Here is a 22,237-nt window from a genome sequence, read left to right as displayed (position 1 = left end):
ATTCAGATGGGTAAAAACTGATCCTGAGTCCTTGCCTAAGCGCTCGACGTCGTAGCCCGAAGAAATCCGGGAAACAATCTCGGCCCCTGTCCTGCTTCCCGGATTTCATCCGGGCTACGCCATGGCCCCCTGGACAGCGGACCTATCTGGGCAGGTGGTTGCGTTGAAAAGTGTCCTCGCCCATCGCCTTGATTTGCCCTTCGATCAGCGCCTCGAAGGGCTTCAGCAAGGCGTCGAACTGCGCCGGCGCCTCGAGAATATTCAGCGCACTGACCACCGCCTCCACCGTCGATAACGCACCCGACATCGGCGCCTTGCGCACGCGGTAGCGCGATTGCAGCCCCTCCGGCAATGCCACCCGCGGCAAGGCCGCCAGTAACGGATTGAGGTGCAGCAATTTGCGCGCTTTACGCCAGGTGCCGTCGGGCACTACCAGCAGCACCGGTTGATCGACGGCCTGCGCGGCGAATTGCTGCAGCGGCTGCGTGTCCTCCCCCGGAAACAGCAGACACGCTCGATAACCCGGCTGCGCCAGCAGCGCTGACAAATCCTCGAACTCCTCGCCCACTCGCAGCTCGGCATTACTCAGGCCCAAGGCGGCCAGACGCGCGGTATTCAGCGCATGCTTGAGCTCACTGGGGTGTTGCAGGATCAGGACGCGGGTGGCGCTAGGCAACAACGGGATCAGCGCACAGAGACAATGATCGAGCGGGCGGCTACAGCGTGGGCAATGGGGGCGTGGCATGGTCATCTCCTCAGCCGCGCAGTGTGCCACAAGCCTCGCGTCGGGCGGACTGCGGGCTCAAGCCCGTCATCAGGCTGAAACCTGTTGTCGCACACACCACGAGAAAGCCACCGCGCTATCTCAGAGCGCAACCCCGCTAGGCGCCGGATGCAGGGTGAAGATGGTCGTTTTCCGCCTCTGCTTCCTCGATCAGCCAGGCCCAGAACGCCTCGGCATTGGGGTGCATGTACTGGTGAGTCGGGCAGGTCAGATAGAACGACTCTGAGGAGTTGATCCGTTGCTCGAAAGGGGCCACCAAACGCCCACTGGCCAGCATTTCCGCAACCAGGGAGGTGCGCCCCAGTGCCAAGCCATGGCCCAGGGCCGCCATTTCCATGGCGGTGATCAGCGTATCGAACTGCATCCCCTGAGAGGCATCCAGGTGCTGAAAGCCCGTTTGTTTGAGCCAGTAACCCCAGCCCTCTTCGTAGCCGATGACATGCAGCAAGGTATGCTCGGTGAGAGCCTCGGGCGAATCGGGTGGGCTTAGCCCATCGAGCAGCGTGGGGCTGCACACCGGGAACAGTTCGTCACGACTGAGCCGGATGGACTTGAGGCCAGGCCAGTTACCCTTGCCGTAACGAATTTCCATATCCGCCTCCTTGCCCTGCTCATCCCGCCAGATATTGCTGGTGAACTGCAGGCTGATCTCAGGATGGCGCGCCCTGAAGCGAGCCAACCGGGGCGCCAGCCAGGTGGTGAAAAACACCAGATTGACTCTGATGATCAGCCGTCGAACTCGGCCCATGCCGAACAGCTCATCCGTCGCAGCGATCAGCCGCTCTATGGATTCATGAATCACCGGCATGTAGGCCTGGCCTGCCTCGGTCAGCTCCAGCCCCCGGGGCAAGCGCTTGAACAGGTTGACCCCCAACTGGCATTCCAGGCCCTTGACCTGCTGGCTGATGGCCGCCTGGGTCAGGCTCAACTCTGCCGCCGCCTGGGTGAAATTCAGGTGGCGGGCCGACGCTTCAAACGAGCGCAGCCAATTTAATGGGGGAAGTCTTTTCTTCATATCGTGCTCATTTTCAATCTATGCCGACTTCCGGGTCACTGATTAGCTGACCGAGCTCCACTGCAGCTTGGCGTAAGAGCGGAGTATATGTCAGCAGCTCATCCAGGCTCTTGCGGATCAGCGGCGCATGGACGAATAGACAGGCGAACAGCCGGCCATCACGATCCTTTACCGGCACCGCAAACGCGGCCAGACCATCGACAAACTCTTCATTGTCAGTGCCCACCTGACTGGCTCTGATGTTCAGCAGATCAGCCTCAAGGGCATGCGGATCGGTCAGGGTATTGCGGGCGTACTGACGCAGTGGCAGGTTGTGGATGATCCGCTGGCGGCGCTCCTTCGATAGCGTGCTGAGGTAGAGCTTGCCACTGGCCGTACACCAGGCTGGCGTATGGCTGCCGATGGGCAGGTGCACCTGCAACGGTCGATCGGTCTGCACCCGATCGTAATAGATCATCTCGGTGCCATTGGGAATGGCGATGCCACAGGTCTCGCCAATTTCCGCGGTCAGACGCTGCAGGATGGACTGGCGCGGCGCCTTGAAACGCCCGCTGTAGAGTACCCCAAGCGCAATTTCGTGCATGCGCGAACCCGGCACGATCAGGCCGCGCATATTGGTTTGCAGATAGCCATCACCCTCAAGCTGCGCCAGCAGACGATGAATGCTCGGTTTGGGGATATCGAGTTGGTAGGCCAGGTCGGCGGGAGACATGGGCCGTTCGGCCCTGGATACCGCTTCGATGATTTCCAGCACGCGGGTAATCGAGGAGCCTTTTTCTCTGGCAGACGTACTCATTGCATTCTCCCCACATTAGGATCTGTTGCCGTTTCATTGCGAGCCGCGAATGAAACGGCAACAGATCCTAGCCTGGCACGCGACGCGCGCAGCAACCGCTGGATAGCAAAAAAGGCGACCCCCCTGTTCAGGGACGTCGCCTAGGACCTGTAACAGAAACAGACTGCTACGGCGTATCACTCATTTCATGGTCGGCATGGAGAACTCGGCGCCTTCCCGAACCCCGGCCGAAGGCCAGCGCTGGGTTACGGTTTTGCGCTTGGTGTAGAAGCGCACGGCATCCGGGCCATAAGCATGCAGGTCACCGAACAGCGAGCGCTTCCAGCCGCCGAAGCTGTGGTAGGCCACCGGCACCGGCAGCGGCACGTTGATGCCGACCATGCCGACCTTGATGTTGTCGGAGAAGTAGCGCGCGGCCTCACCGTCGCGGGTGAAGATGCAGGTACCGTTGCCATATTCGTGGGCATCAATCAGGTCCATGGCCTCCTGCATACTGTTGACCCGTACGACCTGCAGCACCGGGCCGAAGATTTCTTCCTTGTAGCTGAGCATCTCCGGGCTAACGTTATCGATCAGCGTGCCGCCGACGAAGAAGCCGTTCTCATAGCCGGCCACCTGCGGGTTGCGGCCATCGACCACGATCGTGGCGCCCTGCTCTTCGGCACTGTTGATGTAGCCCACGACCTTCTGTTGATGCGCCTTGGTGATCACCGGACCGAAGTCGTTGCTCTTCTCCGAGTAGGCGCCGACCTTCAGGGCTTGCATGGCCTTCTGCATCTTCTCGACCAGCGCATCGGCTGCCGCATCGCCCACGGCGACTGCAACGGACAGCGCCATGCAACGCTCGCCCGAGGAGCCGAAGGCTGCACCAAGCAGTTGGTTAACCGCGTTATCCATATCGGCATCGGGCATCACGATGGCGTGGTTCTTCGCCCCGCCCAAAGCCTGGCAGCGCTTGCCGTTGGCATTGGCGGTCTTGTAGATGTACTCGGCAATCGGCGTCGAGCCGACGAAGCTGACCGCTTGAACGCGCTCGTCGCTGAGCAGGGTGTCGACCGCTTCCTTGTCGCCATTGATGACGGTCATCACGCCATCGGGCAGACCCGCTTCCTGCAGCAGCTGGGCGATAAACAGGGTCGAGCTGGGATCACGCTCGGACGGCTTGAGGATGAAGCAGTTGCCGCAGACGATGGCCATCGGGAACATCCACAACGGCACCATCGCCGGGAAGTTGAACGGGGTGATCCCCGCCACCACGCCCAGTGGCTGGAACTCGCTCCACGAATCGATATTCGGGCCGACATTCTTGCTGTGCTCACCCTTGAGCAGCTCGGGGGCGCCGCAGGCGTATTCGACGTTCTCGATGCCGCGCTGCAGTTCGCCCAGGGCATCGTGGGAAATCTTGCCGTGCTCTTCGCCAATCATCTGCGCGATGCGATCGGCGTTCTGCTCGAGCAGCTCCTTGAAGCGGAACATCACCCGCGCGCGCTTGATCGGCGGGGTGTTGCGCCACTCAGGGAACGCGGCCTCGGCGGCGGCAATAGCCTGCTCGACGGTGGCCTTGGAGGCCAGCGCTACGCGCTTGCTGACTTCGCCGGTGGACGGGTTGTACACGTCCTGAAAGCGCTCGCCTGCACTGATGATCTGGCCGTTGATCAGGTGTCCTACTGTGTTCATCGCGGATATTCCTCGGAAAGTATTCAGGTCGCGGGCTCGGGGCCCAAGGTTATTGAAAGACGGGGCTTACCAGAGCTGTTGGTAGATCTCGATGATCTCGTCGCTACTTGGCACGCGCGGGTTGTTGTTCGGTGAACCTGAGGCCAGGGCCTGCTGCGCCATGACCTGCAGCTGGTCGAAGAACTGCTGGCGGTCGATGCCGAACTGCTCGGGCGTGGGTACCTGCAACTCATCGTTGAGCGCACGCAGCTCGCTGAGTAGCTTGTCGTTGGCCACTGCGTCGCTGTCCTGCTCGCTGGCCACGCCCATGGCACGCGCGCAGTCGGCATAGCGCTCGGCAGCCGCCGGGATCGAGAACGCGGTGACACTCGGTAGCAGCATGGCGTTGGACAGACCATGGGGCACATGGAAATGCGCGCCGATGGGGCGGCTCATGCCATGCACCAGGGCCACCGAGGCATTGGAAAAGGCCACGCCGGCCAGGGTCGAGCCGAGCATCATCGCCTCACGCGCGGCCTTGTCCGAGCCATCGTGGTAGGCGCGGCGCAGGTTGGGCGCGATCAGGCGCATGGCCGAGAGGGCCTGGCTGTCGCTGTAGAGGCTGGCCTTCTTGCTGACGTAGGCTTCCATGGCGTGGGTCAGGGCATCGATGCCGGTGTCGGCGGTGATGCGTGCCGGCAGGCTCAGGGTCAGACTGAAGTCGATCAGCGCCGCCACCGGCATGAAGCCGATACCCACGCAGAGCATCTTCTCGTCGGTTTTTTCATCGGCGATGATGGTCACCCGGGTGACCTCCGAGCCGGTGCCCGCAGTCGTCGGCACCGCGATGATCGGCAAGCCGGACTCGATGACGATGCGCGGAAACTTGTAGTCGCGCATCTCGCCGCCATGCTTGGCGAGGATCGCAATGGCCTTGGCGCTGTCGATCGGGCTACCACCGCCGAGGGCGATGATGCAGTCGTAATCGCCGTTGCGGGCTTTCTCGACACCGGCTTGGATGGACGCAACCGTCGGCTCGGGCACGGTGTCGTCGAACACATCGGCGCTCATCTGCTGGCCCGCCAGGGTTTCCTGTATGCGGCTGGCGTATCCCAGCTGCACCATCATCTTGTCGGTGATGATCAGCGGTCGTGTACAGCCGAGGCTGGCCAGCACGTTGGGGATATCCTGGCTGGCGCCCTCGCCGATCTGCATGATGCGGGGGAGGATCACTTGAGTAGACATGGCGACTCCGCTATTGCTGAGACAAGAACCGTTGGTGTGCACGCCGTGCAACATCCTGCAGTCTTGCCGGGGGTGAGTGGTGCGCCGCGAACCTGGGTTCGCGGCGCGATTCATATCAGAGGCCGCCAGGGGCAGCCGCAGGCTCGATGGCAATCGGTACCTCAGTCGCCTGCGCCGCCTTGACGTTTTCAGCAGCCTTGCCTGTTACCGGTTCCTGGCGCAGCGCTTTGATGAAGCCGAAAGTAGACAGCATGACCACGAACGAGAACGGTAGCGCAGCGACTATGGAGGCCGTTTGCAGGGCCTTGAGCCCACCGGCAAACAGCAACCCAGCGGCTACGGCGCCGATGGCCACGCCCCAGAAGATCCTGAGACGAGCCGGCGGATGTTCGTGGCCCATGGAGATTAGCGTGCAAATGACCAATGTGGCGGAGTCGGCCGAAGTGACGAAGTAGGTCACCAGCAACAGGGTACAGATGCCCGCGATCAGCAGTGTCAGCACCTGGCCCAGGCCCATCAGTTCGATGGTTTTGAACAAGGCCATGGTGATGTCTTCATTGACAGCCGCCGTCACACCACCGCCACCAAACAGCTCGATGAACATGGCGGTGTTACCGAAGATGGTGATCCAGAAGGTTGCCAGTACGGTCGGCGCGATCAGCACACCCAGGACGAACTCACGAATGGTGCGACCCTTGGAGATACGCGCGATGAATATGCCGCAGAACGGCGCCCAAGCGATCCACCAGCCCCAGTAGAAGACGGTCCACCAGCCCTGCCACTCACTCTTCGGATCGGGATCGACCCACATGCCCAACTGCACGACATTGGCCAGGTAGTCGCCTGAGTTGGTGACGAAGGCGCCGATCAGGTAGGCCGTCGGGCCACAAATAACGAACAGCGCCAGAATCACCATGGTCAGCTGCATGTTCAGCTCACTGAGGATGCGAATTCCCTTGTTCACGCCGCTCAGTACCGAGGCGGTGGCAATCACCGAGATCACCGCGATCAGGATCACCTGATTGCTGATCGACACCTCAATGCCCAACAGGTATTGCAGCCCCGCGTTCATCTGCTGCGCGCCCAAGCCAAGCGATGTAGCGATACCGAATACCGTGCCGAATACCGCCAGCAGGTCCGCGGCATGCCCCAGCGGCCCATAGATACGCTCCCCCAGCAGCGGGTACAGGCAGGAGCGGATCGACAGCGGCAAGCCCTTGCGGTAGGAAAAATAAGCCAGCATCAATCCGAAAGCCGCAAACAGTGCCCAACCGTGCAGGCCCCAATGGAAGATCGCAATGCGCATGGCGACCTGTGCCGCCTCTGCGGTCATCGCCTGCCCTTCAGCGATGAAGGGAGTGCTTTGAAAGTGGTAGATCGGCTCGGCGATACTCCAGAACAGAATACCGATACCAATACCCGCGCCGAACAACATGGAAAACCAGGAGAAGTTACTGAACTCGGGCCTGTCGCTGTCCTTACCCAGGCGGATGCTGCCATAACGACTGAAGATCAGCCAAACAGCGAAAAACAGAAAGAAGCTCATGATACCGACGTAATACCAGGCCAGCTTCGAGGCAATAAAGCCTTTGGCCGCACTGTAAATAGAGTCGGCATAAACCGGATCGATAATCGTAAATAGCACAAACGCGATAACCAGCAGAGCCGAACCGATCGACATGACCGGATTCATCTCAGCTCGCGACCCAATTTTTGCCGTCAACTGTTTCGCGCTACTCATGACGCGACCCTCTGCTCGATATGTTCTTGTAATTGTTATTCATCTTGTACCTTTCAACTGTTGGTTAATCCTTGCCGGGCAAAGATCTAGTTGACCATGAAAGAAAGCGCTGTTTCTTCATGGAGGGCCGTACCTGCGCACCTCACAGTAATGGCAGTGAGAGATGCGAGCACAGCCGTAGTTGTTGGACGAGGCAGCAGTAGCGATATGCACCAAAGAGAGCGCCAATATCGATACGAAATCTATTGTTATGAATGACGGTATCGATGAGAAGCAAAAAAATAGCAGGCAATGCCCACTGTTTTCTTATGGGTAGATTAGCCAGACACGCCCTTCAAGTGCTCTGAGCCAACCTCATAGCGGGTCATAGCAAGCCCTATATCGCCAAGCGCACCGACCTGACCAGGCTTTCCGGGCCTCCAGCGCGGCCTCAAGCATGGGATTTATGCAGCCATAAAAAAAACACCCTCTTAGGTCAATTTTTTATTGCTGGCTGCCACCGCTCTTCATTTCTAATATCGGCACTACCGAAAAAGCGCCGAAACCTACCAGTTGTGTCAGCCACTTCCATACACAGGTGTTGTTGATACGCCTCACCAGACTGGATGAACGAGACGAAACTCGGTGTAGCGTTAAGCAGTGGCTGGATAGTTATCACAGCGCACTACTGACGCAGCGATAAAGATCACTCGGCAAGTTACTGAACCTCAATAACTTGCCAAACAGTTTATTAGCGGGTCGTACAACCTGACAGCAGCGCCCATGGCAATCAAACAAAAAATCCAACCTGGCTGTTTAGTCTCCGTCAGCCGGTTCAGCTTATTTGAAGGATAAATTGCAATGAACAACCAACAGTTGCCGTTAACCGGAGTTCGCGTAGTTGATTTCGGTCAGCAGATTGCCGCACCGGCCGTAGCCATGACCCTGGCCGATCTGGGCGCTACCGTCGTGCACATCGATCCGCCCGAAGGCCCGCAATGGGACCATCCGGCCAATGCCGTGCTGAACCGTAACAAAAGCTCGTTGCGCCTGGACCTGAAGAGCGAAGCAGGTCTGGCTCAGGCCCTCGCCTTGATCGACCAGGCCGATATTGTCATCGAGGGCTTCCGCCCTGGCGTCATGCAGCGCCTGGGTATCGACTTCAGCCAACTGCGTGAGACGCGCCCAGAGCTGATCACCCTGTCGGTGCCGGGTTTCGCCAGCAACGACACCCTGCGCCGCGAGTGGAAAGCCACCGAAGCCGTGGTCGCTGCGACCGGCGGTGCCTTCACCGACATGGGCTTCAACCGCGTGTTGCTGGGCCTGAACCCGAGCTTCTCGCCGCTGCCGTTGGGCTCCGCCTACGCCACGGCTCTGGCAGCCGCCTCGGTGGTACTGGCGCTGCAGTCCCGGGAAAAAACCGGACGTGGCGATGCCATCGAAGTGCCGGTGATTTCCGCCCTGATGGAAGGCCTGTCGTACAACTCCTACGTCATCGAAGGCCTGCCCGAGCGCTACAAGACCATGCGCGAACTGGAGATCGAGCATCGCAAGGCCAACAACATTGCGATGGACCTGAGCTACGACGATCTGCAGGAATACCTGGATCCCTTCTATCGCACCTACAAGTGCGCCGATGGCCGCATGTTCTACTGCGTCTGCCCATCGCACCGCAACCACGCCAAGCGTGCCCTGACGGTCCTGGGCATCTATGACGAACTGGTCGCTGAAGGTCTACCGGAAGTGCAGAACCTGCACGCGCCGATCAGCGAGTGGGACGGCGAAACCTCCATCGGCGTCTACCCGCTGCCGAAGAAATGGGCCGACCACATCTCGGCCAAGATGAAGAAAGCCTTCCTCGCCAAGACCTCCGAAGAGTGGGCCGTGATCTTTGGCGAAGGGCAGATCCCCGGCGCGCCGCACCGTACCACCCAGGAATGGGTCAACCACGAGCACACCAACGCCGCCGGCCTGATCGTCGAGGTCAATGACCCGGTCTATGGCCTGATGAAACAACCAGGGCCGTTCGCCTGGCTGGAAGAGTCGGCCGCGCAGATGGTCACCCCGCGCCCGCGCAAAAACGTCAGCTTCGAGCAGGCGCTGGCTGAGCTCAGCGCAGTAGCCGCGGCGCAAACCGTGACCCGTCCGGTCGGTGCCGCGATCAAGCCGGCATCCAATGCTGGCTGGCTTGATGGCCTGCGCATTCTCGACCTGACCAACGTGATCGCCGGCCCGCACTCCACCGCGTTCCTCGCCCGCTTCGGCGCCGAGGTGATCAAGCTCGATACCGTCAAGCCCCTGTACGATCCGCTGATCGGCACCCTGTTCAGCTTCCAGACCAGCATGGGCAAGCGCAGCGCCCTGGTCGACATCATGAGCAGCGAAGGCCGCGAAGTATTCAATCGTCTGGTGCGCTCCGTCGACATGGTGGTAATCAACGCCCCCGAGCGTCAGCTCAAGGCCCTGGGTCTCGATCACGACAGCCTGCAGGCGGTCAACCCGGGCGTTCTGTTCTGCCGCCTAGACTGCCTTGGCGGCCCGCTGCCAGGCCCGAAGACCAACTACATCGGCTATGACGACATCATCCAGGCGCACAGCGGCATCATGAGTCGTTTCGGCGGCCCGGAAACCCCGGAAGAGCACGCCCACCTCGGCACCCTGGACGTCAACTGCGGTTTTGCCGCCGGCCTGGGCATGGCAGTGTCGCTCTACCATAAGCTGAAAACCGGCCAGGCCACCCGTTCGCGCACCTCGCTGTCGGCCGTCACCAACCTGGCGCAGCTGTCGTTCGCCTTCGACTACCAGGGTCGTGCACCTTTCAACGAGCCATCCGGTCGCGAAGTACTGGGCCACAACGCCCTCTCGCACTTTTACAAGACCGCGGAGGGCTGGCTCTACCTCGACTCGAAACAGTCCGAGCTGCCCCAGCTGGAGCAAGTCGAAGGCCTGGCCGGCATCAGCACTGCGGCAAGCGTCGGTGAGTTCCTGAAGGCTGCGCTGCTGACCGCACCAGCCGCCTACTGGGCGGAAACCTTGCAGGCAGCCGATATTGCCGCGGCCGTGCCGATGTCCATCGAGACCTTGCGCGAGCAGTACAGCCGCGCAGGCGACGGCACTGTGGGTATCGACCGGGGCAGCTTCGCCTTCTCCATCCACCACGACCATCCGAGTGGCCATTGCCTGACGCAGATCGACCACCTGGCAATTCGCCCTTCCGAGGCCAGCATCAAGGCCGTGAGCCTGCCGGAGCGCTGGGGTCACTCCACCCGTGAAGTACTCGCCGATGCGGGTTACAGTGCGGCAGAGGTCGAGTCGATGATTGAGCGCGAGATCGCCAGCCTGGGTTGGGCCGAGGAGTTCCTGCCAAGCTAATCACAGGGGTGAAGACAGCGGGCGGAACGGATGTTCCGCCCGTTTTGTTTGTGGCGGGGCTTATGTGGGCTGGGCTGGGCTGGGCTGGGCTGGGCTGGGCTGGGCTGGGCTGGGCTGGCAGGTTTGGCTTTACTCACCTAGGTTTGTCGAGTGGCCGGTGGCGCCAGTCAGTTTGCTCTAATGCCCCGATTTCGCGTTGCCGGGCCTCAGCATAGCTGCTATGACTCGTTACAGCGCCTGGTCTCAGGGCTCCAGTCATCCGCACTTGAGTTAACCCGTTAGCCGTACAGGCCATTAACTTTGGGGGTGACATGCTGCATCAGACTGTTCGGGCCGTCTGGCCTTTGTTCTTCGGCCTGGGCGTTATCGGCCTGTGTATCGGCGCCCAAGGTTCCTTGTTGGGCATTCGCGCCGAACTGGAAGGCTTCGACACCATCGCCACCGGCCTGCTGATGTCGGGCTATTACCTGGGGTTTCTACTCGGTTCCCTGCGCGCACCGGCGATTATCCAGCGGGTCGGCCATGTGCGCGCCTTCGGCGCACTGACCGCCCTGGCCTCCATGACCATCCTGGTGCATTCGGTGATCGTCGATCCCTGGACTTGGGGAGTGATGCGCTTGCTCACCGGCTTTGCCGTTTCAGCCATCTATGTAGTGGCCGAAAGCTGGTTGAACCAGGCCGCCGACAACCGTACCCGTGGCCAGTTGTTATCGCTGTACATGATCACCATGCTCGCCGGCCTGTCCGGTGGCCAATTTCTGCTGAATATCTCCGACCCCAGCAGTTTCGAACTGTTTACCCTGATTTCGATCCTGATCAGCCTGGCGGCGATCCCGATTCTGGTCACCGCCACGCCGATGCCGACTTTTGCAGCTGCGCGCCCGGTGGGCATTATCACCCTGTACCGCGTCGCACCGACCGGCTTGGTCGGCTCCTTCCTGATCAACGCCTGCTACGCCATGACTCTCGGCATGGGCGCGGTGTATGCCAGTCGACTGGGCATGCGCGTCAGTGAAATATCGCTGTTCATCGCTGTGTTGCTGATTGGCGGCATGTTGCTGCAATGGCCGTTGGGCAAGCTCTCAGACCACATGGATAGACGCACGGTGATCGCCGGATCGGCCTTCGCCGCCTTGATATTTGCAGTGGCCAGCGCCCTTGTCGGTACCTCGGGTGGCATTGCCTACCTGCTGCTGGCGTTGTTGTTCGGCGGCAGCTGCTTTCCCCTGCTGGCGCTTTACCTGGCGCTGACCAATGACCAACTGGAAGCCGACCAGGCCGTCGGCGCCAGCAGCACCCTGTTGCTGGCCGGAGGCGTTGGCGCCTCGGTCGGCCCCTTCGGCATTTCCCTGGTGATGGATCAATGGGGGCCGTCGAGCTTTTTCTGGAGCCTGGCGATCATGGCGGGGCTGATGGCAGGCCATGCCCTGTACAAGCGCATCAGCGACCCTTTCACAACCTCGACCGAACCGACCAGCTTCCAGATGCAGGCTCCCTTCCCGGTTGGCTCGGTGCTGATGGACCCCGCGCCAGAAGAGGCCCAGCAGGCAGAGCCCGCGCATCCGCCACTTGTCGAACAGCCCAGCAGCTGAGGACAAGCGGTCCAATTACCGGCCCCTCGGTGCGGTCTCCTAGCGCTCGGTGAATTGCGCCTTCAACAGGTCGCGAAAGGTCTGAATCAGCGATTCGCGTGAGCGGCCACGGCGCAGGATCAGTGAGAATGGCGCCTGGTAGCCAAAAGTCGCCGGCAGCAGTACGCGCAGCTGCCCCTGCTCGACCCAATGCTGCGCGTAGTGCTCCGGCAGGTAACCAATATAGGCGCCGGACAATATCAGAATCAGCTGCGCCTCCATCGACTCGACTGTCGCGGCACTGTGCTTGAAACCGTGCCGCGCCAACTCCGACTGGCTCCAGTAGCCACGGCCGACCATACGCTGCTGAGTGATCAACTCATCGGGAATGCGCCGCTCACGAAACAGCGGGTGGCGGTCGCTGCAGTACAGCCAGTGCTGCTCGCGATACAGCGGCTGATAAACCAAGCCGTTCATCCGTGTCGGGCAGGCGCTGATGGCCAGGTCCAGACGGTTCTCCAGCACCGCCAGCTGCAGCTCATAGGGGCTCATCACCGACAGGTGCAGGTGCACGGCCGGGTGCTCCTTGCTGTAAGCACCTATCACCTCGGCTAGCGGCAGGGCCGGGTCGCTGACGGTGGTGTCCAGCACGCCGAGGTTGAGGGTGCCACGCAACTCGCCCTTGAGCGCCGCGGAGTAACGCTCGAAGCCTTCCAGCTCGCCGAGTAGGCGCAGGGTTTCGTGGTAGAACAGCTCGCCCTTGCTGGTCAGGCTGAAGCCGCCACGGCCGCGGTGGCACAGGCTCAGGCCGAGCTGACCTTCCAACTGGCTCATGTAGGTACTGATCGCCGAAGTCGACAGGTTCAGTTCCTGCTGCGCGACAGCGAAGCCTTGGTGGCGAACCACGGCGACGAAGATGCGCAGCAGTTTCAGGTCGGGCAAAGCTTGGCTCATCGGACCTTCCAAATCAGCAACGTGGGATGGATTAGACGCGCAGCGGCGTAACCCATCGTCCTGGCAACAATATGGGTATCGCTGCGCTCACCCATCCTACAGCCGTGATCTTTAGTTTAGAAATCTCTGAACTAAGTTTTTGTCCTCAGCGATTTTTCCCCAGGGCATCCTGCTCAACAATCCGGCCCACGATTACTACAACCATAACAACCGTGAGGCCATCCCATGGACAAGACTCTGCACCAGCCCTTGGGCGGCAATGAAATGCCCCGCTTCGGTGGTATCGCCACCATGATGCGCCTGCCGCATATCCAGAAAGTGGAAGAACAGCGTGAACTGGATGCCGCCTTCGTCGGCGTGCCACTGGACATCGGCACCTCGTTGCGCTCCGGCACCCGCTTCGGCCCGCGCGAGATTCGCGCCCAGTCGGTGATGATCCGTCCCTACAACATGGCCACCGGCGCCGCGCCGTTCGACTCGCTGAACATCGCCGACATCGGCGACGTGGCGATCAACACCTTCAACCTGCTCGACGCGGTACGCATCATCGAGGAGTCCTACGACAAGATCGTCGAACTCGGTATCATCCCGCTGACCCTCGGCGGCGACCACACCATCACCCTGCCGATCCTGCGTGCGCTGAAGAAGAAGCACGGCAAGATCGGCCTGGTGCATATCGACGCCCACGCCGACGTCAACGACCACATGTTCGGCGAGAAGATCGCCCACGGCACCACCTTCCGCCGCGCCGTGGAAGAAGGCCTGCTCGATTGCGACCGCGTGGTACAGATCGGCCTGCGCGCCCAGGGCTACACCGCCGAAGACTTCAACTGGAGCCGCAAGCAGGGCTTTCGCGTAGTCCAGGCCGAAGAGTGCTGGCACAAGTCGTTGGCCCCACTGATGGAAGAAGTCCGCGCCAAGGTTGACGGCGGCCCGGTCTATTTGAGTTTCGATATCGATGGTATCGACCCGGCCTGGGCGCCTGGCACCGGCACTCCGGAGATCGGCGGCCTGACCACCATCCAGGCCATCGAAATCATTCGCGGCTGTCAGGATCTGCAACTGATCGGTTGCGATGTAGTGGAAGTCTCCCCGCCCTACGACACCACCGGCAACACCTCGTTGCTCGGCGCCAATCTGCTGTACGAAATGCTCTGCGTGTTACCCGGCGTTCAGCGTCGCTGATCTACGGGTCTTTTACTCAACACTGGGCGCCGAACGGCGTCCAGGCACTGCACAAAAACAATTAAGGTGCTGCGATGAATCATGACGAAACCATGCCGCTGCTCGACGACCAACCGCCGGCAGACACACCCTTCAACCTGCGCCAGCTGCTGATCTTTCTGATCCCCTCGCTGCTCGGCGTACTCCTGTTCCTCACCCCCATCGTCTATGACGGCAAGGTCACCATCGGCCTCGGCGTGATGGCCGATGCACTGAAAGCGGCGCTAAGCGCCTGGCTGCCGGCCATCGCTACCGGTCTGTTGCTGGTTTCCGCGACGCTGGGTGTGTTCGCCAGCCTGCTCAAACCGCGCTGGATCACCGCGCGACCGGCACTCAACGAGCTGTTCAACCTGCACCCGCTGTGGCTCGGCCTGCGCGTACTTGGCGCAGTGTTTGCCGCCATGACCCTCTGGCAATTCGGCCCGGAGTGGATCTGGAATGCCAATACCGGCGGTGTGGTGCTGAAAGATCTGGCGCCGGTGCTGATCACCTTCTTCCTGGTCGCCGGCTTGATCCTGCCGCTACTCACCGATTACGGCCTGATGGAGTTCTGCGGCACCCTGGTGCGCAACGTATTCCGCAAGGTCTTCGGCCTGCCAGGCCGTTCGGCCATCGACGCCATCGCCTCCTGGCTGGGTTCGGGCACCGTCGGCGTGCTGATCACTGCCCAGCAGTATCACAAGGGCTTCTACAGCGCCCGGGAAGCGGCGGTGATCGCCACCAACTTCTCCATCGCCTCGATCGCCTTCAGCCTGCTGATCACCAGTTTCATGAAGCTCGATCACCTGTTCGTGCCCTTCTACCTGACCGTAGTAGTGGCGGGCCTGGCGGCGGCGATCATCACCCCGCGCATCCCGCCACTGTCATGGAAGAAAGATGAATACGTCGCCGGGGTCGGCAAGCAGATCAAGGAAGACGTCCCCGCCGGCACCTCGCTGCTGCGCTGGGGCATGCTGCAGGCAGTGAAACGCGCCAACGCCAACCCCTCACCTACACAGATGGTCAAGGTCGGCGTGCACAACGTGGTGGACATCTGGCTGGGCCTGCTGCCACTGGTAATGGCCATCGGCACCCTCTCCCTGGCTGTCGCCGAGTTCACCCCGATCTTCAACTGGTTGTCCTACCCCATAGTGCCGCTGCTTGAGCTGCTGCAACTGCCGGAAGCGGCCAAGGCGGCGCCGGCGATTCTGGTGGGCTTTGCCGACATGTTCCTGCCGGCGGTACTGGGCAAGGGCATCGAGAGCGAACTGACCCGTTTCGTGGTGGCCTGCGTGTCGCTGACCCAGCTGATCTACATGTCGGAAGTGGGTGTATTGATCATCAAGGCCAAGCTGCCGCTGAACATCCTCGAGTTGTTCGTGATCTTCATCATCCGCACCCTGATCACCCTGCCGATCATCGCGCTGATGGCGCACTGGATCGTCGGCTGACCGTACCTCTCCCCTCTCCGGCCTGGAGAGGGGAGCACTACACAAAAACCGTTGAAGAGTTGACTGTGCGTCAACAATTCCAAGCATCAAACAGCGGGAGGTCGACTCGTGCTCAAGCAGCCAACACAAAACTCAGGCCAGGATGAGCTCGTCAGATCTGAAGCAGACCGTTTCGATGTGCAACGCGCTGCGGATGCCTTGATCGCCGCCTTTGCCAGTAACCACAGCGAAGCCTATTTTGCGGCGTTCAGTGAAGACGCAACCTTCGTCTTTCATAGCTGCGACACCCTTTTGCCAAACCTCAGCGCCTACCGCCAGCTGTGGACCAGCTGGCAAGCCGACGGCTTTGCGGTAATCGCCTGTACCTCCCGCAATCCGTTGCTGACCCTGCATGGGGATACCGCGATCTTCGTGCATGAGGTTATCACTCACCTGCGCGTGGCCGGCACGGAGGCGCACAGCCATGAGCGCGAGACCATTGTATTTCGCCGCCAGCACGGCAGTCGCCACTGGCTGGCCTGCCATGAACACCTGTCGCTGATGCCTACCGGCTAAAGCACTCCACGCGTCACCCGCTATGTCCAAGTGCCCAACCTAAGCAGTTGGGTTAACGACAAATCCTTGAAGTAACTGCCACTCACACCGACTGAATCAATAATCAAAATAATCAAAATAATCAGGGGAGTTACCACATGCTCAAGAACCTAACCCAATACTTCGGGCAGGATGGTCTTGCGCCAACCTCCACCGAACATCGAAGCCTCGGTTTTAGCGGCACTGTTGCCCTGTGGCTCGGCGCCAACGTGGTGGTCACCACGATTCTGACTGGCATGCTGCTGGTCCCGGACCTACCCTTCCTGCACGCCATGTTGATTGTGCTGATCGGCTCGGGCATCGGTATCCTGCCGCTGGTCATGGTCGGGATAATGGGCCAGCGTACCGGTCTGACCACCATGGTACTGGCGCGAGGCAGTTATGGTCCTCTGGGTGCCAAACTGCCCTCTCTGGTCAATTTGCTGACACTGCTGGCCTGGAGCTGGATTCAGGCCCTGCTGGCCGGCATGAGCCTGAACTATGCCGTCGAACAAATCACCGGTTACTCCAACCTGCCGCTGTTTACCATCCTGTGCGAAACCCTAGTGCTATTGATCGCCCTGCGCGGTCATCTGGGCATCGAGCGAGTCGAGCGCTGGGCGGCAGTCGGCATGTTGCTTCTGTCCGGCGCTGTGTTCTACGCCATGAGCCAGCACTTCGAGTTCAGCTCTCTGGTCAATATGGCGCAAGAGCCACGCAATGGCATCACCGCTGGCATCGCCTTTGATATCGTCATCGCCACAGCGTTTTCCTGGATACCGCTGGCTGCAGACTACAACCGCAATTGCCGCAGCCAGGGCGTAGCGGCCATGGGCACTTGGGTGGGTTATGTGGTCGCGACACTGCTGGCCATGGGATTGGGCGCTACGGTGTCCGGCTTCAGCGTATTGACCGGCATGGAGCAAACCTACGACCCAGCCGTACTCCTGTCGGGTTTTGGCTTCGGTATGCCGGCTGCCATTGTGGTGTTTCTCTCGGTGATGACCACCAACGTGATGTGTGTCTACAGCGCGTCGTTGTCCTACTTGAATATCAGTCCGCGCACCAAATTCTGGAAGCCGGCGCTGGTTATCGGTGTACTGTCGATCCTTGGCTCGCAAATCCCCGGCATCCTCGACAACTTCCAGAACTTCCTGCTGATCATCGGCAGCGTATTCATCCCGGCCTTCGCCGTGCTGATTGCCGACTATTACCTGATCCATCGCGGCCACTACAGTGTCACCGACCTGCTCAGCGAAGATGGCGGACGCTACAGCTACCTGGCCGGCGTCAACCCGGCTGCCTTTGTCGCTTATGGCCTGGGCGCGCTGCTGGCCTACTACTGGGGTTGGGTCTCGCCTCTGGCATTTGGTGCCTCGCTGCCGGTATTCCTGATTACCGCTGCCGGCTACACCGTGCTGCGCCGCTGGGTGTTGGTGCCCAAGGCGCAGTTGGCGTAGGTTGGGTTAATTGCAGCGGAACCTAATTAGCGGGTTTCGCTGTACATGGCGGATATCAGTCACGGTAGGGTGCGCCGCACCCTACAGAACACGTGCAACGCTGCAGATCAGTTCCAGGAGCCCTCCATGAAAATCGTCAGCCGTGACCAATGGTTCGAAGTGGAGCACCGCTACGACGGCATCAGCCTGATCCACGAGCCCTATGTTCGGCCGTTCTACCGCTGCAACCTGTGGCATGTGCAGGGCCGCGACCGCGATGTGCTGATCGACTCCGGCTCCGGCCTGGTCAGCTTGCGTGAACAACTGCCCTGGCTGACCGAACGCCCGTTGTTGGCGGTGGCCAGCCACACGCACTTCGACCATATCGCCGGGCACCATGAGTTCCCCGAACGCCTGGTGCATCCGGCCGAGGCGGATATCCTCGCGGCGCCAACCGGGGCCAATACCCTGGCCGCAGACTTCGTTGGCGACGAGATGTTCGAGGCGCACCCCGATTGCCCGCTGTGCTATGCCGAGTACCGGGTCAGGGCCGCGCCGGCGACACGGCTGATCGAAGAAGGCGATGTGCTGGATCTGGGCGACCGGGTGCTGCAAGTCCTGCATACCCCTGGGCATTCGCCAGGCGGCATCAGCCTGTGGGAGGCGGCGACGCAGACATTGTTTTCCGGTGACATCCTGTATGACGGCCCCTTGATCGAAGATGCCTACCACTCCAATCTGCAGGACTACGCGAAAAGCCTGATACGCCTGCGTAACTTACCGGTGCGCACCGTGCATGGCGGACATTTTCCGAGTTTCTCGGGTGAGCGTATGCGCGAACTGATCGACCAATGGTTCAAGAGCCACAAGGAATTCGCCTAGGAACTTGGCGGCGTTGATGGGCAGGACGAGAACGTCCGCAATTGAGGTTTTAGTCAGGTGAGGCGAATAGTCAGCCCAGGCATCCAGTCCATGCAGCAACAGCTGAAGCCCCCTGGTTTCACTGCACAACCATCGCCGCTCACCCCTGAGCCCCACAGGCTCTCCCGCGGCATCATCTAGCATGGCCCCGCTGACTAAGCTGAAAGCTGCGCTCGGTGGCCACCCGAGCGCCACTTACTCGCGGCGCCGACGTGGGGCTTTAGGATCGCGAGGAGTATTGGTCCGCACGGGGACGGGCTGCAGTTGTGGCCGATCGAGCAGGCCAAGGGCAACCAGCAGATCTTCTAAGGCATTTTGCGACTTGGCGATCATGAGACTTCCTCCTGCCAAGGACTTCGATCAGGTACTCAAGGTACCTTGATTGAGCGTAGAACAATCTGCACAAAGCTGCAGGCGTGTGCGGCAAGCCGAGTCACATTCAGCCAGTGCTGCAGTCCGGCCGAATGCGTTTTTCCCACACAGTCACGGAGTCGGTGCAATCTTTTCTGCGCCGGTTGTCCGAGGCATCCCAGCGCTGGTCTTGTGACTCAAACCCCGGTATCGACACGCTCAGCTTTGCGCCGGTAAGGAAACACATCGATCACCTTGCCCGTGCGAATCGCCTCTTGCAGGCTCTTCCAGTACTCGGCGTCATACAGCTCGCCATGCAGTTGGCTGAATAAGCGGCGCAGCTTGATATCGGCGAACAGGAACGGGGGAAACTCTTCTGGAAACACATCCAGCGGCGCCACCGAGTACCACGGCTCCGAGGCCATTTCGTCCTCCGGGTAACGTGGCTCTGGAATGCGCCGGAAGTTCATCTCGGTGAGGAAGCAGATTTCGTCGTAATCGTAGAACACCACGCGGCCGTGACGGGTGACGCCAAAGTTCTTCAGCAGCATGTCACCGGGAAAAATGTTCGCCGCCGCCAGCTGTTTGATCGCCAGGCCATAGTCGTCCAGCGCTGCACGCACCTGCCCCTCGGTTGCGCTGTCTACATACATATTCAGCGGGGTCATGCGTCGTTCGGTCCAGCAGTGACGCACCAACACCGTCTCACCCTCCAGCACCACGGTGGACGGCGCCACCTCCAACAGTTCGGCCAGACAGTCCGCCTCGAACTTGGCCTTGGGGAAGCGAAAATCGGCGAACTCCTGAGTATCGGCCATGCGTCCAACCCGGTCGACACTGCGCACCAGACGGTACTTCTGAATCACGGTGGATCGATCGACGGTTTTCGACGGTGCGAAGCGGTCCTTGATGATTTTGAACACGGTATTGAAACCCGGCAGGGTAAACACGCTCATGACCATGCCGCGCACGCCGGGGGCCATGATGAACTTGTCATCGGTATTGGCCAGATGGTTGATCAGTGAACGGTAGAACTCCGACTTGCCGTGTTTGTAGAAACCTATCGAGGTGTACAGTTCGGCGATGTGCTTGCCCGGCAGTATGCGTTTGAGGAAACCGATGAACTCCGCCGGAATCGCCACCTCAACCATGAAATACGAGCGGGTGAAGGAGAAAATAATCGACACCTCGGCCTCGTCGGTGATCAATGCATCGATCTGCACGCCCTGCCCTTCACGGTGCAGCAGCGGAATCACCAGCGGCCATTGTTCGTCGCGGTTAAACAGACGGCCGACCAGATAGGCGCCCTTGTTGCGGTAGAGCACCGAAGAAAACAACTCAATGCTCAACTCCGGGTCCTTGCACACCCAGTCTGGCAGGCTCTCGCGCAATTGCCCTTCGAGCCGATCGAGGTCTCTCGGCAGGTTTTCATAGGGCACGTCGAAACGGTAGTCATCGAAGATTTGCGCGAGCAGTCCCGGCAGATTGCCGCACGGCTTGTAGTTGCGGGTCTGCGCTATGCGTGCACGGGGCCGCAACGAGGGCCGGGTGGTGTGGATGAACATGCAGCCATCGTTAATCTGGTCATGGCTGAACAGACCGCAGAAAATCGAGTTGTACCAGGTCTCGGCCAGTTCATCGTCGTCGCGCAGGTCGATCAGTGCGATATAGGCGCTCTTCACCAGCGGCCACTGATTCACCTCGAACAACTCCTGATTAAAGCTGCGACGCAGGCGCTGTCCCACCTCATCGACCTTTTCCTCATACAGGTTGATCCGCGCCGCCGAAGCGCTCTGCGCCTCCTGCCAGAGCGCCTGCTCGAAGCGGGCGCGGGCGCCCTCGGTGATCTGACGGAAATGCTCGCGATAGTCGTCGAAGCCATCGAGAATCAGACGGGCGATATCGGCGGCTGGCCATTGCTGCGCCATGGGCAAACCTCTAGTGCAAGAAAGGGCATGGAGTGGCGAGCTTAGCCAGTGACTTCGTGGAGGAAAAGCCAATGGCAGAGGTAAAAGCACTTATCTGCTGTGAAAAGTCAGCGCTACATTGATTTAAAAGCGATTTTCGGATTGCCTTGACGAGCCCGCCCAGCAACACTTCGCGCCCAGCCCTTATTTGGAGTGAGTCGTGCGCATCGCCGACCTGCTACGCCTGTTACTGCTCGCCGCCATCTGGGGCGCCAGCTTTCTATTCATGCGGATCATCGCGCCGGTACTCGGCAGCATGCCGACCGCTTTCTTTCGCGCCAGCCTGGGCGCCCTCGGCCTGCTGGCGATTCTGCTGATCATGCGGGTGCGCTGGGATTTTCGCGGCAAGCTCAAGCAGTGTCTGATTCTCGGGGTGATCAATGCCGGGCTGCCATCGGCCATGTACTGCCTCGCGGCGCTGGTGCTGCCAGCCGGATATTCGGCAATCTTCAACGCCACCACGCCGATGATGGGCGTGCTGATCGGTATGTTGTTCTTCAGTGAGGCCATGACCACCAGCAAAGCCGCTGGCGTAGCCCTCGGCCTGTTTGGCGTCGCCGTACTGACCCGCACGGGGCCGGTCAGTGTCGATCTGGAGTTGCTGCTGGGCGCCGCCGCCTGCTTGCTCGCCACTACGTGCTACGGCTTTGCCGGCTTCCTCACCCGGCGTTGGATCGGTCAACAAGGCGGGCTGGATAATCGCCTGACCGCGTTCAGCAGCCTGTGTGGCGCCAGCCTGTTTCTGTTGCCGCTGTTCGCAGGCGCGCTGGTTGTACAGCCGCCGGTCAGCTGGGGCGGTCTCGACGTGTGGCTGTCCCTGGCCGGTCTCGGACTGATGTGCACGGCCTTCGCCTATGTCCTGTATTTCCGTTTGCTGGCCGATATCGGCCCGATCAAAGCCTCGACCACGACCTTCCTGATTCCCCCTTTCGGCGTGTTATGGGGCGCATTGCTGCTGGATGAGCCGTTGTCTTGGGCTTATCTATATGGCGGTGTACTGATCGCCGTGGCGCTATGGCTGGTGGTCAGGCCGACGACTCCGGCGGTTGAAGCACGAGCGGCCACTTAGCCTGTGCAGACGTAGCGCAACCCAGAGACCGCGGACAGAGTCACGGCATTGGCTCGACTATCACTCTGGCCGCCAAGGGACACCGCCTCACCTGTAAGGCGGCACTGCCAAACTCTCTCCGCGCGGCCCCCTGGCCATACAGGTCAATGC

General features: G+C 60.6%; 17 protein-coding genes. 8 read left to right on the top strand and 9 right to left on the bottom strand.

Annotation, left to right across the window (positions count from 1 at the left end; translation table 11 throughout):
* Window positions 1–142: 142 nt before the first annotated feature.
* The 6 genes from TMS3_RS21125 to TMS3_RS21100 form a co-directional block, all read right to left on the bottom strand.
* Window positions 143–745, bottom strand: coding sequence for a tRNA-uridine aminocarboxypropyltransferase (locus tag TMS3_RS21125; RefSeq protein ID WP_025167288.1), 603 nt, complete (start codon window positions 743–745; stop codon window positions 143–145).
* Window positions 746–881: 136 nt separating this feature from the next.
* Entirely contained in the window at window positions 882–1,799 is a 918-nt protein-coding gene (gene gcvA / locus TMS3_RS21120) for a transcriptional regulator GcvA (RefSeq protein WP_025167287.1), read from the bottom strand.
* 13 nt (window positions 1,800–1,812) lie between these two features.
* Window positions 1,813–2,595 carry an IclR family transcriptional regulator gene (locus TMS3_RS21115; protein WP_025167286.1) on the bottom strand — a complete coding sequence of 261 codons (783 nt, stop codon included), beginning with the start codon at window positions 2,593–2,595 and terminating at the stop codon, window positions 1,813–1,815.
* A gap of 180 nt (window positions 2,596–2,775) precedes the next feature.
* Window positions 2,776–4,272: a CoA-acylating methylmalonate-semialdehyde dehydrogenase gene (locus tag TMS3_RS21110; RefSeq protein WP_025167285.1), complete on the bottom strand. Its 1,497-nt coding sequence runs from the start codon at window positions 4,270–4,272 to the stop codon at window positions 2,776–2,778.
* Window positions 4,273–4,338: 66 nt separating this feature from the next.
* Window positions 4,339–5,496 (bottom strand): iron-containing alcohol dehydrogenase, encoded by a 1,158-nt coding sequence (locus tag TMS3_RS21105; RefSeq protein ID WP_025167284.1) that lies wholly within the window; start codon window positions 5,494–5,496, stop codon window positions 4,339–4,341.
* A 115-nt stretch (window positions 5,497–5,611) separates the two neighbouring features.
* Window positions 5,612–7,177 carry a BCCT family transporter gene (locus TMS3_RS21100; protein ID WP_152985546.1) on the bottom strand — a complete coding sequence of 522 codons (1,566 nt, stop codon included), beginning with the start codon at window positions 7,175–7,177 and terminating at the stop codon, window positions 5,612–5,614.
* Window positions 7,178–8,077: 900 nt separating this feature from the next.
* Here TMS3_RS21100 and TMS3_RS21095 point away from each other — a divergent pair.
* Window positions 8,078–10,588, top strand: coding sequence for a CoA transferase (locus tag TMS3_RS21095; protein WP_025167282.1), 2,511 nt, complete (start codon window positions 8,078–8,080; stop codon window positions 10,586–10,588).
* 311 nt (window positions 10,589–10,899) lie between these two features.
* Complete coding sequence (locus tag TMS3_RS21090; protein ID WP_025167281.1) at window positions 10,900–12,180, top strand: MFS transporter; 1,281 nt, start codon at window positions 10,900–10,902, stop codon at window positions 12,178–12,180.
* A 39-nt stretch (window positions 12,181–12,219) separates the two neighbouring features.
* Here TMS3_RS21090 and TMS3_RS21085 read toward each other — a convergent pair whose 3' ends face one another.
* A complete protein-coding gene (locus TMS3_RS21085; RefSeq protein WP_025167280.1) occupies window positions 12,220–13,113 on the bottom strand; it encodes a LysR family transcriptional regulator in 894 nt (297 codons plus the stop codon).
* A 225-nt stretch (window positions 13,114–13,338) separates the two neighbouring features.
* On the opposite strand from TMS3_RS21085, the gene speB reads away from it, so the two are divergent.
* The 5 genes from speB (at window position 13,339) to TMS3_RS21060 (ending at window position 18,661) form a co-directional block, all read left to right on the top strand.
* Window positions 13,339–14,298 carry an agmatinase gene (gene speB, locus TMS3_RS21080; protein WP_025167279.1) on the top strand — a complete coding sequence of 320 codons (960 nt, stop codon included), beginning with the start codon at window positions 13,339–13,341 and terminating at the stop codon, window positions 14,296–14,298.
* Window positions 14,299–14,372: 74 nt separating this feature from the next.
* Window positions 14,373–15,767, top strand: a complete 1,395-nt coding sequence (locus tag TMS3_RS21075; protein WP_025167278.1) for a YjiH family protein — start codon at window positions 14,373–14,375, stop codon at window positions 15,765–15,767.
* A gap of 177 nt (window positions 15,768–15,944) precedes the next feature.
* A complete protein-coding gene (locus TMS3_RS21070) occupies window positions 15,945–16,322 on the top strand; it encodes a YybH family protein (RefSeq protein WP_029866549.1) in 378 nt (125 codons plus the stop codon).
* Window positions 16,323–16,459: 137 nt separating this feature from the next.
* The gene (locus TMS3_RS21065; RefSeq protein ID WP_025167276.1) at window positions 16,460–17,800 is read left to right on the top strand and encodes a purine-cytosine permease family protein; all 1,341 of its coding nucleotides are present in this window, start codon (window positions 16,460–16,462) and stop codon (window positions 17,798–17,800) included.
* Between the two features lie 126 nt (window positions 17,801–17,926).
* A complete protein-coding gene (locus TMS3_RS21060) occupies window positions 17,927–18,661 on the top strand; it encodes an MBL fold metallo-hydrolase (RefSeq protein WP_025167275.1) in 735 nt (244 codons plus the stop codon).
* Window positions 18,662–18,895: 234 nt separating this feature from the next.
* On the opposite strand, the gene TMS3_RS25810 is transcribed toward TMS3_RS21060, so the two are convergent.
* A complete protein-coding gene (locus TMS3_RS25810) occupies window positions 18,896–19,033 on the bottom strand; it encodes a PA1414 family protein (protein WP_321163857.1) in 138 nt (45 codons plus the stop codon).
* Window positions 19,034–19,248: 215 nt separating this feature from the next.
* Window positions 19,249–20,979 (bottom strand): bifunctional isocitrate dehydrogenase kinase/phosphatase, encoded by a 1,731-nt coding sequence (gene aceK / locus TMS3_RS21055; RefSeq protein ID WP_025167274.1) that lies wholly within the window; start codon window positions 20,977–20,979, stop codon window positions 19,249–19,251.
* Between the two features lie 199 nt (window positions 20,980–21,178).
* Here aceK and TMS3_RS21050 point away from each other — a divergent pair, with 199 nt between their 5' ends.
* A complete protein-coding gene (locus tag TMS3_RS21050; RefSeq protein WP_025167273.1) occupies window positions 21,179–22,087 on the top strand; it encodes a DMT family transporter in 909 nt (302 codons plus the stop codon).
* Window positions 22,088–22,237: the final 150 nt, after the last annotated feature.

The sequence above is a fragment of the Pseudomonas taeanensis MS-3 genome (assembly GCF_000498575.2).
Taxonomy (GTDB): Bacteria; Pseudomonadota; Gammaproteobacteria; order Pseudomonadales; family Pseudomonadaceae; genus Aquipseudomonas; species Aquipseudomonas taeanensis.
Note: the sequence above shows the minus strand (reverse complement) of the source record. Positions and strands in the feature narration are given on the sequence as shown.

Excerpts from the sequence above, each read along its gene's own strand:
- TMS3_RS25810 (WP_321163857.1), bottom strand. The coding sequence starts at position 19,033 with ATGATCGCCAAGTCGCAAAATGCCTTAGAAGATCTGCTGGTTGCCCTT.
- TMS3_RS21100 (WP_152985546.1), bottom strand. The coding sequence starts at position 7,177 with ATGTCGATCGGTTCGGCTCTGCTGGTTATCGCGTTTGTGCTATTTACG.
- TMS3_RS21060 (WP_025167275.1), top strand. The coding sequence starts at position 17,927 with ATGAAAATCGTCAGCCGTGACCAATGGTTCGAAGTGGAGCACCGCTAC.
- TMS3_RS21085 (WP_025167280.1), bottom strand. The coding sequence starts at position 13,113 with ATGAGCCAAGCTTTGCCCGACCTGAAACTGCTGCGCATCTTCGTCGCC.
- aceK (WP_025167274.1), bottom strand. The coding sequence starts at position 20,979 with ATGGCGCAGCAATGGCCAGCCGCCGATATCGCCCGTCTGATTCTCGAT.
- TMS3_RS21065 (WP_025167276.1), top strand. The coding sequence starts at position 16,460 with ATGCTCAAGAACCTAACCCAATACTTCGGGCAGGATGGTCTTGCGCCA.
- TMS3_RS21115 (WP_025167286.1), bottom strand. The coding sequence starts at position 2,595 with ATGAGTACGTCTGCCAGAGAAAAAGGCTCCTCGATTACCCGCGTGCTG.
- speB (WP_025167279.1), top strand. The coding sequence starts at position 13,339 with ATGGACAAGACTCTGCACCAGCCCTTGGGCGGCAATGAAATGCCCCGC.
- TMS3_RS21095 (WP_025167282.1), top strand. The coding sequence starts at position 8,078 with ATGAACAACCAACAGTTGCCGTTAACCGGAGTTCGCGTAGTTGATTTC.
- TMS3_RS21105 (WP_025167284.1), bottom strand. The coding sequence starts at position 5,496 with ATGTCTACTCAAGTGATCCTCCCCCGCATCATGCAGATCGGCGAGGGC.
- gcvA (WP_025167287.1), bottom strand. The coding sequence starts at position 1,799 with ATGAAGAAAAGACTTCCCCCATTAAATTGGCTGCGCTCGTTTGAAGCG.
- TMS3_RS21090 (WP_025167281.1), top strand. The coding sequence starts at position 10,900 with ATGCTGCATCAGACTGTTCGGGCCGTCTGGCCTTTGTTCTTCGGCCTG.
- TMS3_RS21125 (WP_025167288.1), bottom strand. The coding sequence starts at position 745 with ATGCCACGCCCCCATTGCCCACGCTGTAGCCGCCCGCTCGATCATTGT.
- TMS3_RS21075 (WP_025167278.1), top strand. The coding sequence starts at position 14,373 with ATGAATCATGACGAAACCATGCCGCTGCTCGACGACCAACCGCCGGCA.
- TMS3_RS21110 (WP_025167285.1), bottom strand. The coding sequence starts at position 4,272 with ATGAACACAGTAGGACACCTGATCAACGGCCAGATCATCAGTGCAGGC.